General features: G+C 70.8%; 13 protein-coding genes. 5 read left to right on the forward strand and 8 right to left on the reverse strand.

Annotated elements, in window-relative coordinates:
- Positions 1-61: 61 nt before the first annotated feature.
- The 8 genes from LMU33_RS37670 to LMU33_RS37705 all read right to left on the reverse strand — a co-directional run bounded on the left by LMU33_RS37670 (position 62) and on the right by LMU33_RS37705 (position 8,427).
- Positions 62-748: a DUF4097 family beta strand repeat-containing protein gene (locus LMU33_RS37670; RefSeq protein ID WP_228626001.1), complete on the reverse strand. Its 687-nt coding sequence runs from the start codon at positions 746-748 to the stop codon at positions 62-64.
- A 184-nt stretch (positions 749-932) separates the two neighbouring features.
- Positions 933-2,168, reverse strand: coding sequence for an acetylornithine transaminase (locus LMU33_RS37675; RefSeq protein WP_228626003.1), 1,236 nt, complete (start codon positions 2,166-2,168; stop codon positions 933-935).
- The gene (gene argB / locus LMU33_RS37680) at positions 2,165-3,115 is read right to left on the reverse strand and encodes an acetylglutamate kinase (RefSeq protein ID WP_228626005.1); all 951 of its coding nucleotides are present in this window, start codon (positions 3,113-3,115) and stop codon (positions 2,165-2,167) included. Before argB ends, LMU33_RS37675 begins: the two co-directional genes overlap by 4 nt.
- On the reverse strand, positions 3,112-4,263 hold the full coding sequence (argJ, locus tag LMU33_RS37685) for a bifunctional glutamate N-acetyltransferase/amino-acid acetyltransferase ArgJ (RefSeq protein ID WP_228626007.1): 1,152 nt from the start codon (positions 4,261-4,263) through the stop codon (positions 3,112-3,114). The genes argB and argJ overlap by 4 nt, the downstream gene beginning before the upstream one ends.
- Entirely contained in the window at positions 4,260-5,288 is a 1,029-nt protein-coding gene (gene argC, locus LMU33_RS37690) for an N-acetyl-gamma-glutamyl-phosphate reductase (protein ID WP_228626009.1), read from the reverse strand. Before argC ends, argJ begins: the two co-directional genes overlap by 4 nt.
- Positions 5,289-5,315: 27 nt before the next feature.
- A complete protein-coding gene (locus tag LMU33_RS37695) occupies positions 5,316-6,512 on the reverse strand; it encodes a serine hydrolase domain-containing protein (protein WP_228626011.1) in 1,197 nt (398 codons plus the stop codon).
- Between the two features lie 157 nt (positions 6,513-6,669).
- Positions 6,670-7,653, reverse strand: a complete 984-nt coding sequence (locus LMU33_RS37700) for an AfsR/SARP family transcriptional regulator (protein ID WP_228626013.1) — start codon at positions 7,651-7,653, stop codon at positions 6,670-6,672.
- Between the two features lie 27 nt (positions 7,654-7,680).
- Complete coding sequence (locus LMU33_RS37705; protein ID WP_228626015.1) at positions 7,681-8,427, reverse strand: thioesterase II family protein; 747 nt, start codon at positions 8,425-8,427, stop codon at positions 7,681-7,683.
- A 474-nt stretch (positions 8,428-8,901) separates the two neighbouring features.
- On the opposite strand from LMU33_RS37705, the gene LMU33_RS37710 reads away from it, so the two are divergent.
- From LMU33_RS37710 to LMU33_RS37730, 5 genes are all read left to right on the forward strand, one after another.
- Positions 8,902-9,117: an MbtH family protein gene (locus LMU33_RS37710; RefSeq protein WP_228626016.1), complete on the forward strand. Its 216-nt coding sequence runs from the start codon at positions 8,902-8,904 to the stop codon at positions 9,115-9,117.
- Positions 9,118-9,336: 219 nt separating this feature from the next.
- The gene (locus LMU33_RS37715; RefSeq protein ID WP_228626018.1) at positions 9,337-10,029 is read left to right on the forward strand and encodes an LmbU family transcriptional regulator; all 693 of its coding nucleotides are present in this window, start codon (positions 9,337-9,339) and stop codon (positions 10,027-10,029) included.
- 90 nt (positions 10,030-10,119) lie between these two features.
- Positions 10,120-11,706: an amino acid adenylation domain-containing protein gene (locus tag LMU33_RS37720; RefSeq protein ID WP_228626020.1), complete on the forward strand. Its 1,587-nt coding sequence runs from the start codon at positions 10,120-10,122 to the stop codon at positions 11,704-11,706.
- Between the two features lie 34 nt (positions 11,707-11,740).
- A complete protein-coding gene (locus LMU33_RS37725) occupies positions 11,741-11,971 on the forward strand; it encodes a phosphopantetheine-binding protein (RefSeq protein WP_208903924.1) in 231 nt (76 codons plus the stop codon).
- A 13-nt stretch (positions 11,972-11,984) separates the two neighbouring features.
- Complete coding sequence (locus tag LMU33_RS37730; RefSeq protein ID WP_228626022.1) at positions 11,985-13,172, forward strand: NAD(P)/FAD-dependent oxidoreductase; 1,188 nt, start codon at positions 11,985-11,987, stop codon at positions 13,170-13,172.
- The last annotated feature ends 28 nt before the right edge of the window (positions 13,173-13,200 follow it).

The raw sequence follows: 13,200 nt of genomic DNA on the forward strand, positions 1-13,200 counted from the left end.
GACCGTTCGCCGCGATGGCCAACGTGCTCATGAGGGTGCTCCTTAGAGGGGCGGAGGGTGGTCAGAGGCTGCTGGCGGTGATGTCGCCGTAGGCGGTGGTGGCCCGGATGTTCAGGGCGGCGGCGCCGGTGTTGTGGAGCGAGTTCTGGATCCGGCCGTAGGTGGTGCCGGCGTCCAGGGAGGCGGAGACGCCGTGGGCGGCCACGACCGAGATGTCGCCGTACTGGGTGTCCAGGGTGACCGTGCCGCCATGGGCCTCGGCGATCCGGATGTCGCCCCTCTGTGTGCTGATCTGCGCGGGGCCGCCCAGGCGGCCGACCGTGATCTCGCCGTCGTGGGCGCTGAGGCGGGCGCTGGCGGCCTCGTCGAGCTTGACCGAGCGGTAGCCGCCCTCGAAGGCGACGTCGCCGAGCCGTCCGACGCCGCGGAACTCGGCGCCGGCGGTCTTCGCCTCGATCCGGGAGCCGGCGGGCAACTGGACGGTGACCTCGACGGACCCGGAGCTTCCGAGGAACCGGTTGGTCGCCTCCGGGGCCTGGATGCGCAGGACGCCGTCGCCGTAGGAAACCGTGATCTCCTCGGCCGCCCTGACGTCGCGGCTCTTGGCGGGGTTGGCGGGCCGGACCTCGACCGTGGTGTCGGTCCGGTCGGCGGCGATGAACTGGAGGCGTCCGGCGGGGATGTCGAGGACGGCGGAGATGGGGGCGGGGGTGTCGAACTTCTGCGGGGTGCTCAGGCTCTTCTGCATCGTGCGCTCCTTCGGCTCGCTGTTTCCGATAGTGGAAACGCTACGTTGCATTCATGATCCTGGCAACAAGTTCGTTGCATGAAATCAGCATAGCTGCAGGTGAAAGGCGAGAAATCGTTGCAACGGTCCTGAATCTAACGCAACGACCCTCACATGCTTCGTTGCAATGGATTGAGAGTGAACGCTATGCCGGGGACCCCACCGCCGTCAGCTCCCCGTCGAGGGTCTCGGACAGGGCCGCCCGGAAGCCCTCGACGCATGTGTCCACCTCACGGTCCGACACGATCAGCGGCGGGGCGAGCCGGACGACGTCCGGCATCACCGCGTTCACCAGCAGACCCCTGTCCTGGGCCGCCTGCTGTACGCGCGCCGCGAGGTTTCCGTGGAGCGCGACGCCCAACAGCAGTCCGGCGCCGCGGACTTCGCGCACCAGGGGGTGGCCCAGGGCTTCCAGGCCGTGCCGCAGACGCTGTCCCGCCGAGGTCACGTGGGCGAGGAGGCCCGCCCGCTCGATGGTGTCCAGTACGGCGAGGGCGGCCGCGCACACCACGGGGTTCCCGCTGAAGGTGGAGCCGTGCGCGCCGGGCGTGAGCAGCTCGGCGGCCGCGCCGAAGGCGAGCGTCGCGCCGATGGGCAGCCCGCCGCCCAGCCCCTTGGCGAGGGTGACGACATCCGCCTCGACGCCTTCGGCCTGCGCCGCGAACCAGTGGCCCGTGCGCCCGATGCCGGTCTGGATCTCGTCCAGGACGAGGAGGGTGCCGGTCGCCGCCGTGATCTCGCGGGCGGCCCGCAGATAGCCGGGCGGCGGCACGACCACACCGTTCTCCCCCTGCAGGGGCTCCAGGATCACCAGCGCGGTGTCCGCGGTGACGGCGGTGCGCAGGGCCTCTACGTCCCCGTACGGCACATGGCTGACGCAGCCCGGCAGTGGCTCGAAGGGACGCTGCTTGGCGGGCTGGCCGGTCAGGGCCAGGGCCCCCATGGTGCGGCCGTGGAAGCCGCCGGTGGCCGACACCATGTGCGTACGGCCCGTGAGCCGGCCGATCTTGAAGGCCGCCTCGTTGGCCTCCGCGCCGGAGTTGGCGAAGTACACCCGGCCGTCGCGCCCGGCGAGCCGCAGCAGGCGCTCGGCGAGGCGCACGGTCGGTTCGGCCAGGAACAGGTTCGAAACGTGCCCCAGCGAGGCGACCTGCTCGCTGACGGCCCGTACGACCGCCGGATGCGCGTGGCCGAGCGCGTTGACCGCGATACCGCCGAGGAAGTCGAGGTACTCGTTGCCCTCCGCGTCCCAGACCCGGGCGCCCTGGCCGCGGACCAGAGGCAGCCGCGGGGTGCCGAAGTTGTCCATCATGACGCCCTGCCAGCGGTGGGTCAGCGCCGCGTTGCCCGCCTCGGTGAAGATGTCCGCGCCGTCGCTCATGCCGTCGCTCCCTCGAAGCGCACGTCGTCGTCCGGCACGACCACCGTGCCGGTGCCGTCATCGGTGAAGATCTGCAGCAGGAGGGAATGCTTGACCCGGCCGTCGACGACGCGGGCGGAGCGCACGCCGTTGTTCACGGCGTGCAGGCAACCCTCCATCTTGGGGATCATCCCGGAGGCCAACCGGGGCAGCAGCTCGGCCAGTTCGCCGGCGGTCAGGCGGGGGATCACCTCGTCGCTGTGCGGCCAGTTCGCGTACAGACCCTCGACGTCGGTCAGGACGAGCAGCATCTCGGCGCCGAGCGCGGCGGCGAGGGCCGCGGCCGCGGTGTCGGCGTTGACGTTGAACACACCGCCCTCGGCGGCGTCCTTGTCGTCCTCGGGACGGGCGATGGAGGAGACGACGGGGATGCGTCCGCTGTCGATGAGGTCCCGCACGATCCCGGCGTCGACCCGGGCGACCTCGCCGACGCGGCCGATGTCCACGGGCTTGCCGTCCTTCTCCGCGTAGCGTTTGACGGCGGTCATCAGGCGGGCGTCCTCACCCGTCAGACCCACCGCGTGCGGGCCGTGCGCGTTGAGCAGCCCGACCAGCTCGCGCTGCACCTGCCCGGCGAGGACCATGCGTACGACCTCCATGGTCTCGTCGGTGGTGACCCGCAGGCCGCTCTCGAACCGGGACTGAAGGCCCAGACGCTCGAGCTGTGCGCTGATCTGCGGGCCGCCGCCGTGCACCACGACGGGGCGCAGGCCCGCGTGCCGCAGATACAGGATGTCCATGGCGAAGGCCGCCTTCAGGTCGTCGTCGACCATGGCGTTGCCGCCGAACTTGATGACGACGGTCTTGCCGTGGTGGTCCGCCAGCCAGGGCAGCGCCTCGACGAGGGCACGGGCCTTCGGCAGGGCGGCCGATCGAGAAGAAGACTGCGGAGACGGCGAAGCGCTCATGAGGCGTACTCGCTGTTCTCGTGGACGTAGTCGGCGGTGAGGTCGTTGGTCCAGATGACGGCGGAGTCCGCGCCCTCCGCGAGGTCAACGGTGATCCGGACCTCGCGGCCGGACATGTCCACCCGCGCGCGGTCCTCGCCCACCGCTCCGTTCTTGCAGACCCACACGCCGTTGATGGCGACGCCCAGCCGGTCGGGTTCGAAGGCGGCGGAGGTGGTGCCGATCGCGGACAGGACGCGGCCCCAGTTGGGGTCCTCGCCGTGGATCGCGCACTTGAGGAGGTTGTTGCGGGCGACGGAACGGCCCACCTCCACGGCGTCGTCCTCGCTCGCGGCGCCCACGACCTCGATGCGGATCTCCTTGCTCGCGCCCTCGGCGTCCCCGATGAGCTGCCCGGCCAGGTCGGCGCAGACCGCGCGGACGGCCTCGGCGAACTCGCCGTATTCCGGGGTGACCCTGGAGGCGCCGGAGGCGAGCAGCAGCACGGTGTCGTTGGTGGACATGCAGCCGTCGGAGTCGACCCGGTCGAAGGTGACACGGGTGGCGTCCCGCAGCGCCCGGTCCAGGGCCGCGCCCTCCAGGGCGGCGTCCGTGGTGAGGACGACCAGCATGGTGGCGAGCCCGGGGGCGAGCATCCCGGCGCCCTTGGCCATGCCGCCGACGGTCCACCCGCCCCGGGTGACGGCGGCCGTCTTGTGCACGGTGTCGGTGGTCATGACGGCGACGGCCGCGTCCTCGCCGCCGGACGTGGACAGCCGGGTGACGGCGCTCTCGACGCCGGCCAGGACCCGGTCCATGGGCAGTGGTACGCCGATCAGCCCGGTGGAACAGACCGCCACGTCCACCGCGTCCAGGCCGAGCCGCTCGGCGGCCTTCTCGGCGGTGGCGCACGTGTCCTGGTAGCCCTGTGGTCCGGTACAGGCGTTGGCACCACCGGAGTTGAGCACGACCGCGCGGATCTCGCCGTCCGCGAGCACCTGCCGGGACCACCGGACGGGCGCGGCCTGCACGCGGTTGGAGGTGAACACGCCCGCCGCGGCGCAGCGCGGCCCGTTGTTGACGACGAGCGCCAGGTCCCGGTTGCCGTTCTCCTTGATGCCCGCGGCGATGCCCGCCGCGGTGAAACCTTGTGGTGCGGTGACACTCACGGTGCGACTCCGATCGTGGAAAGTCCCAGTCCCTCGGGGAGGCCGAGCGCGGCGTTCATGCTCTGGACGGCACCGCCAGCGGTGCCCTTGGTGAGGTTGTCGATGGCGCTGATCGCGATGATCCGGCCGACCGCCGCGTCGAGGGCCACCTGGACCTGGGCGGCGTTCGACCCCCGCACGGCCGCGGTGCCGGGCCACTGCCCCTCGGGCAGCAGCCGTACGAACGGCTCGTCGGCCAGCGCCTTCTCGTACGCGGCCCGCACGTCGTGTGCGCCGACCCCGGGGCGCGCCGCGGCGGAGCAGGTGGCGAGGATGCCGCGGGGCATGGGGGCCAGGGTCGGCGTGAAGGAGACGGCGACCCGGCGACCCGCCACGGCGCTGAGGTTCTGCACCATCTCGGGCGTGTGCCGGTGGCCGCCACCCACACCGTACGGCCGCATGGACCCCATGACCTCACTGCCGAGCAGGTCCGCCCTGGGTGCCTTCCCCGCCCCGGACGTGCCGGACGCCGCGACGACCACCGCCTCGGGTTCGGCCAGGCCGGCCGCGTAGGCGGGGAAGAGCGCCAGCGACACGGCGGTCGGGTAGCAGCCGGGCACCGCGATGCGCCGGGCGCCCGCCAACGCGGCGCGGGCTCCCGGCAGTTCGGGCAGGCCGTAGGGCCAGGTGCCCGCGTGCGGCGAGCCGTAGAACGTCTCCCAGTCGGCGGCGTCCGCGAGGCGGAAGTCCGCGCCGCAGTCGATGACGAGCGTGTCGTCGCCCAACTGCTGTGCGACGGCGGCGGACTGGCCGTGCGGCAGGGCGAGGAAGACGACGTCGTGGCCCTCGAGGGCGTCGGCGGTGGTGGGCCGTACCTCCCGCTCGGCCAGCGGAGCCAGGTGCGGCTGCAGCGTGCCGAGACGCCGGCCCGCGCTGGAATGCCCGGTCAGGGCACCGATCTCCACTTCAGGGTGGGCCAGAAGCAGGCGGAGGAGTTCGCCCCCCGCGTATCCGCTCGCTCCGGCCACGGCTGCTCGGACGGTCATAAACCCTCTCCGTTGACAGACATGTCGCTAGTCACGCGATCCGGGCCCCGAGGCGGCAGGCGTGTCGCAGAACTCGCCGTTCAGAATCGGCAGCAAGGTCTCCGGTCCCCAGTCGCTGTTGTAGTTGAACGTGAGCTGGTGGCGGCCGTCCTCGGTGAAGGCGGTCATGGTGAGCCACCCCGCCGTGCCCCCGTCGCGGAACCAGAGGGGGGTGCCGCAGCTCAGCGTGATCTTTTCGATGTCCAGTCCGTAGGTCGCGCCCGGGAAGTCGGGGTTGGGGACGGTCGTCGTCAGCTCCTTCAGCTGCCGCGGCGGCAGCAGCTTCCCGCGGATCAGGGCCCCGTAGAACCGGTTCAGGTCGGCAGTGCTGGAGATGATGTCGCCGTTGCCCCAGACCTGCGAGCCGTTCATCTCGGTGACGTCGTCGATCCGGTCCGGCTGCGACAGGAAGAGCTTGGAGTAGCCGCGGCTGCTCGGCTGGGGCAGGGCGATGCCGTTCCCGGGGTTGGACGTCGCCCGGAGCCCCAGGCGTTCGATGATGCGCTCGCGCACCTCGTCCTCGTACGACCTGCCGTCGACCTTCTCCACGATCAGCGCGGCCAGGACGTCGTTGGTGTTGGAGAACGAGAACCGGGCCCCGGGCGCGAAAAGGGGCGCGTGGCCGAGGGCCACCTTCACGCGCTGCTCGGGCGTCAGCGTGTCGTACCGGTGCTGGAGGAAGCCGTCGCCCAGCGCGTACGTCTGGTAGTAGTCCTGGTCGGCGAGGTAGTCGAACAGGCCGCTGGTGTGGTTGAGCAGTTCCCGCACGGTGATCTTGCTGCCGTCGTTGCCGTTGCCCGTCACCAGGCCGGGCAGGTAACGCTCCACCGTGTCGTCGAGGCTGAGCTTCTTCTCCGCCTCCATCTGCAGGAGGACGGTCGCCACGAACGTGTCGGTCAGGCCGCCGATGCGGAACCGGTCGTTCTTGCCGCGCGGCGCACCCGTCTGCCGGTTGCCCACGCCCGACGCCGACTTCCAGACTCCGTCGGCATCGCGTGCCTCGACGGTGATGCCCGGGATGCCGGCCGCGACGGCCGCGTCGATCGCGCGCTGCGTCGCCTGGTGGTCGGCCGCCGTGGGAGCCGTGCCCTGCGCTGCCCGGGCGGGACCCGCGAAGGCAGTGGCCGTGAGCGCGACCGCCGCCAAACCGACCACGCCGGCCCGTGTTCTCTTCCGTCTCGTCATGCCCCGCTCCTGAGAATCGTCTCTACTTGGCTGATGTCGTACTTGTGCGCTCTGTGGGCGGCACAGTAGGTCACCTGCCTTGAGTGCGGGTCGTGTGTTCGCACCCCGGGGCGTGCAGGGTCCGTACCCGCACACCGCGAACCATGTGGCAGCGTTGTCAGCAGGCCGGCGCCACCGTGCTCGCCGTCAACTCCTGGAAGCGGCAGATCAGTTGGTCCTGCTCCTGCTGCAGTCGCTCGATACGGCGCTGCAGACGGGCTATCTCCTGGCAGAGGGCGAGCACCGCGTCGTCGGCCGTCGCGTCGGCCTGCGCGGGCACCGTCTCGGCCAGGGGCGGGGCGGCCGGACGGGGGCGCACGGCGGTGGCGAGGGCCGGGTCGTGGTGGAGGATCGCCTCCATCAGGCCGCGCAGGGCGGGGCCCGGCTCGACACCGAGTTCGTGCACCATGCGGTTGCGCGCCCGTTCGTACACGCCGAGCGCCTCCGCCTGCCGGCCGCAGCGGTAGAAGGCGACCATCAGCAGGTCGTAGAACCGCTCCCGCATGGGGTGGTCGGTGGTCAGCTCCATCAGCTCGCCGGTGATCTCGCGGTGGCGCCCGGTGCGCAGATACGCGTCGTACATCATCTCCAGGGCGGTCAGCCGGTGCTCCTCGAGCTGGGCCGCCCTGCCCGCGCAGATGTCGCCGAGCACGCTGCCCTCCAGCGCCGGGCCGCGCCACAACGACAGGGCCCGGCGCAGCAGTTCACCGGCCTGGCCGGGGTCCTCGCGCAGGACCCTGCGGCCCTGCTCGGCCAGGTGCTGGAAGCGCGCGGCGTCCGTGTCGACGGGGTCGAGCTGCAGGGCGTAGCCGCGCGAGGTGGTCACGATCCACGGGTGCGGTGCGGGCCGGCCGGGGTGACGGCTCTGCGGGCCGGACAGCAGCCGGCGCAGCCGGGTCACCTGCAGCTGCAGCGCGTTCGCCGCGTTGGCGGGCGGGTGTTCGCCCCACAGCTCGTCGATGAGCCGCTGCACCGAGACGTTGTGCCCGGCCTTCACCACCAGCGCCCCGAGCAGTGCACGCTGCTTGGCACCCGTGGGAAGGATGCGCAGACCGGTCTGTTCGTCCTGGACCTCCACGAGGCCGAGAATGCGGAACTGCATCTCTTCCCCTCACACAGGCTGGTGGCTTCAGCAGGAGCGCGCCGCGCCCGCCGCCCGAAGCGCGGTGGTCGCGTCCCGTTCGATCTGCCGCAGCAGCGGACCGGGATCGGCCTGGAAATAGAAGTGACCGCCGTCGAAGACCCGCAGCCCCAGGAAGTGCTCGCTGTACTCCGCCCAGCCGGCCATCCGCTGCGGTGCGGCGGAGTGGTCCTCGACGCCCGCGAACGCGGACAGCGCCACGGGCAGGGGACCGGCGTCGGGAGCGGGGCGCCAGTTCTCCACCAGACGCAGGTCGGCCCGGATGATCGGGTCGAACAGGTCCCACAGCTCGGGGTCGTCGAAGACCCCGTCGGGCGTGCCGCCGAGCAGTTTCAGACGATTCCGCAGCTCGGCGTCGGGCAGCTCGTGGTATCCGCCTCCCGGCCCCGCCAGCTGCGGTGCGCAGCGTGCGGAGACACCGGCCCACACCGGCAGCGGCAGGCCTCGGTCGGCGACCCGCCGGATGATCTCGTACGTCACGAGGGCACCCATGCTGTGCCCGAACAAGGCGTACGGACAGGTCAGTTCGGGCTCGATGCTGCGCAGCAGGTAGTCGGCGAGGCGGCCGGCGTCGGGGATCTGCGGCAGCTCGAGGAGGAGGCCGTGGCCCGGGGCGTCGAGCAGCCGGACGTCCCATGTGTGCGGTAGCCGCTGCGGCCAGTCGCGGTACAGCAGGTGTGAGCCGCCCGCGTGGTGCAGGACGAACAGGCGCAGGTCAGGTCGTGTGCTGTCCATCGCTCTCCCTCGGCTCGGGCCGCGCATTCCCGAACCATAGAACGGTGTCGGTCCGCGAGGGCGCGGGCACCGGCCGGTCTCCGCCGAGGGTGTGGCAGCTCTTGAGCGATCCTCAGGTGGCCGCCGCTCCACACCACCCGGGCGGCAAAGGGTCGGCATCGTGGCACACGAACCCGGTGGGGTACAGAGGATCCGGTGGGGTGCAGATCCGGGTGGACGACCTGGCGGTCGGCGAGCCCGTCGCCTTGTAGCGCTGACGGTCGAGTCCTTACGGTGACGTGGCAACGCCGGGGTCGCCACCGATGCCGGGTGTCCCGTCGACCGGACGGCCGAGAGTCCTGTCGGCCGGACAGCCGCAGTGTCCTGTCGACCGGACAACGCCGATCGGCGACCTCGCGCCCGGTGCTGTCTCGCACCCGGCCCTGGCGATTTCCCAATCCCGAGTCATTCCATGTCGGTTAAGGACGGTGCCAGTTGAGCGCGAACCCCTTCGATGACGAGGACGGCCGCTTCTACGTCGTGGTGAACGACGAGGAGCAGCACTCCCTGTGGCCGGTGTTCGCCGAGGTGCCCGCGGGCTGGCGGGTGGTCTTCGGTGAGGCGGCCCGGGCCGAGTGCCTGGAGTACGTCGAGCGGAACTGGACCGACCTGCGGCCCAAGAGCCTGCGCGAGGCCATGGCGGCGGACTGAACACCGGCCGCACACCGACGGGCTCGCGGGCCCGCATACCTACGTCTCGCCGGCGCTCGTGACGGTCACCGGGCAGGCCGGCCGAAGAGGAACGACGGCGATCGCCGCCCCGGGTGCGCGGCCGAGTGATCGCTTAACGCCCATGAAGACAGGCTGTGTTGGGAGATGAAGGTAGTGACGGGCGCTGTGAGGACCGCGAGCAGGTACAAGGCGATTCCGGTGGACAACAGCGGTGAACCGGCACAGCGCGATGTGCTCCTGTCCTTCGTGGGGACACAGGCCAAGGTGCAGAAGTCGGGGCTGATCTTCCCGCAGAACCTGCCGGAGCGGTCCTGGGAGCAGATCGGGACCAACCTGCGTGAACTGGTCAACTCCTCGGCGTGGTGGCTCGCCGACTGGCTGATCTACGGCGAGGCCACCTACGGGTGGCGGCGCTACAAGGAGGCCATCGAGCGCACCGGGCTCGACTACCAGACGCTGCGCAACTACGCGTGGGTGGCCCGGCGGTTCGAGCACCACCGCAGGCGGGACGGCCTCAGCTTCGCCCACCACGCCGAGGTGACCCGGCTGTCGCCGCCGGAGCAGGACTACTGGCTGCGCAAGGCCGAACAGCAGAAGTGGTCGCGCAACGAACTGCGCCGGGCGGTGCGGGCCAGCCTGGCCGTGCAGAGCGACACGGCCGAGGTCTCCCCGAGCGGTGGCGACGAGCAGCAGGAGGTGCCCCGGCTGGCCGAGTCGGCGGCCGCGGACAAGCGCCGGCAGCAGGTCACCACGCTCACCATCGAGCTGTCCGCCGGCCAACTGGAGCACTACTCGAAGGCCGCCGCCGCGCACGGTCTTTCCGTCGACAAGTGGGTGGCCCAGCTGCTCGAGGCCGCCGACCGGCGTCTCCCCGAGGCGCGCACCGCCTAGCGGCGCACGCCCGAAGGTGCCGGCAAGCCCGTTCCCCGGGGTGTGCCGGCGGCTCGTCCGACCGGACACCTCTCACATCGGAGTCAGTTGATGATCCTTCAGGGAAAGCGGGTCGCCCTGCCCTCGGCGCCCGTCGTCCACAAGCAGTTCGAGGCGCACGTGGAGGCCGCGCCCGACGCCCTCGCCGTCTCCTGCGGCGGTGAGCAGGTGACGTACGCCGAACTGGACGCGCGGGCGAACCGGTTCGCGCACTTCCTCGTCGCGCGCGGACACGGCCGGGGGGCGAAGGTCGGCGTCTGTCTCGACTACTCGGTCGACATGCTCGTCGCCATCCTCGGCACGCTGAAGGCCGGCGCGGCCTATGTGCCGTTCGACCCGGCCTACCCGGCGGCGCGGCTGCAGCTGCTGCTGGGCCAGGTCCCCGGCCTCGCCCTGATCGTGGCCTCGCGGGCGACGGCAGGGATGGTCGAGTCGGCGGCCGCCGAGGTCATCGGTGTCGAGGAGCTGCCCGGCCGGCTGGCAGGTCTCCCGGCGACCGCGCCCGATGTCCCCGTCACCGGGGACGACCTGTGCTACGCGGTCTTCACGTCCGGATCGACCGGCACGCCGAAGCTGACCGCGGTGCGGCACGAGGGCTGGTTCAACCTGATGAACTGGCTGAAGCTCGAGTACGGCCTGGACAGCGCGTCGAACAACCTGGTCGTGAGCGCCTTCGGCTTCGACCTCTCCCAGCGCGCCCTGATGACGGCGCTGTTCTGCGGCGCCACCCAGTACCTGATGGCGAGCCGGAACTTCGACGCCATGCTGGCGTACCGCCTGCTGACCGAGCACGACATCCGCACGGTGCACTGCGCCTCCAGCACGCTGTACCTGCTGGTGGACTGGGAGACCGCCCGCGGCGGAGACGCGCTCACCCAGCTCGACTACGTGCTCTTCGGCGGCGAGCCGCTGAAGTTCGAGCGGATCGCGGACTGGGCGCAGCGCGAGAACAACTACTGCACCCTCCTGCACCAGTACGGCGTGGCCGAGTGCACGGACGTCGCGACGTCGTACGACCTCGACGGGCACCGGCCCTGCGACCAGGACATCGCCCCGGTCGGCAAGCCGGCGTACAACACCGAGATCCACCTCCTCGACGAGAACCTGCGCGGTGTCGCGCCGGGGGAGTACGGCGAGATCTGCATCGCCGGGGCCAGCGTCGGCGCGGGCTACCTCAACGGCTCGGGCCCCGAGAACGAGAAGTTCACGACCGTCGTGGTCGACGGAGAGCCGCGCCGGCTGTACCGCACGGGCGACCGCGGCTACGTCAACGAGGCCGGCGACCTGGTCGTCGCCGGCCGGATGGACGCGCAGGTGAAGGTGCGGGGCATGCGCATCGACCCCACCGACATCGAGCGCGCGCTCGGCAGGCTGGCGGGGGTGCGGGAGGCCGCCGTGGTGGTCACCTACACCGACGCCGGCGAGGCCGAGCTGACCGCCTTCCTCGTCCCGGCGGGCGGCGAACTCGCCGAGGACGACCTGCGCAACGGCCTTCTGCAGACGCTGCCGCGGAACATGGTCCCGGCCAGGTTCGTGAACGTCCTGCGGCTTCCGCTCAGCCCGCACGGAAAAGTGGACCGCGCGGCGCTGGTCGATTCACTCAAGAACCAATATGCCGGCAGCGGCACGGCGGCATAGTCGACGGACCTTGCTGACGAACGAGAGGACTGTGATGATTGCCGACCGCGTGCGCGCCATTTGGTGCCGGGAACTCCAGCGCGATGACATTTCGGCCGACGACGATTTCTTCGCCCTGGGCGGCCAGTCCGTGATCATGGTCAGGATCCAGGGTGCCTTCATCGAGGAACTGGGCGCCGAGGTGCCGATGGACCAGCTCTTCCTCAACCCGACGGTGGCGTCGATCTCCGCGTACATCGAATCCCTGAGTGCGGTCACCAAATAGAAAGAGAGGCGCCATGTACGACGTAATTGTCATAGGTGCCCGTTGTGCGGGTTCGCCGACGGCCATGCTATTCGCGCGGCAGGGTTATCGCGTCCTGCTCCTGGAGAAAGCGAAATTCCCGCAGGACACGCTGTCCTCGCACTACCTCCACATGCAGGGCGTGGCGCTGCTGAACCGGTGGGGGCTGCTCGACAAGATCCGTGACTCGGGCGCCCAGCCGATCACCCGCCAGAGCTACCAGGGGCCCGACGTCCGCATCGAGGGCTTCTCTCTGCCGATCGACGGCCTGACGACCACGTATGCGCCGAGGCGGTACGTGCTCGACCCGATCCTCGCGGACGGCGCTGTGGCGGCCGGCGTGGAGTTCCGGCAGGGGTGCGCGGTCAGGGACCTGGTGTGGGAGGACGACCGGGTCGTCGGGGTGCGGTACACGACGCCCGGCGGCATCGAGGGGACGGACCGGGCGCGCCTCGTCGTCGGCGCGGACGGCATGCGTTCGCTGGTGGCACGCAAGGTCGGCGCGGAGAACGTCATCGAGCACCCGCGGATGACCACCACCTACTACAGCTACTGGTCCGGGGTTCCCGCGAACTTCGAGCTGTACGAGCGGCCCGGGCGCTGGATCGGTGTCCTGCCCACCAACGACGACCTCACGCTGCTCATGGCCTACTTCCCGCAGGGCGACTACAACGAGGTCCGCAAGAACGTGGAGCCCGCCTACCTCGACGCCTTCCGCACGACGGCGCCCGAGCTGTGGGAGCGGATGCAGTCGGGCAAGCGCGAGGAGCAGCTGTACGGCACGGGGCACCAGGAGAACTACTTCCGCAAGGCCTACGGGCCCGGGTGGGCGCTGGTCGGCGACGCGGTGAACCACAAGGACTCCATCACCGCCCGCGGTATCACCGAGGCCTTCGTCCAGGCCCAGTCGCTCACCGACCACATCGGGGACCGGCTGCACGACGACGACGCGCTCAAGGCGGCGCTGCGGCGCTACGAGAACGACCTGAGCGGCGAAGCCCTCAGCCACTACCAGGGCGCGCTCAACGTGGCCGAGCTCAAGCCCGAGGGGCGCACGGACATGCTGCGCAAGCTGGTCGGCCACCAGGACCACATCGACCGGTACTTCTCGACGCTGTCGGGCGCGTGCTCCATCGACGACTTCTACAACGACGAACTCCTCACCCTGCTCGACCAGGGCTGACCGAAGACCTGCTCACCTGGTTTGCCGA

The organism is Streptomyces barringtoniae, from assembly GCF_020819595.1.
GTDB classification, from domain to species: domain Bacteria; phylum Actinomycetota; class Actinomycetes; order Streptomycetales; family Streptomycetaceae; genus Streptomyces; species Streptomyces barringtoniae.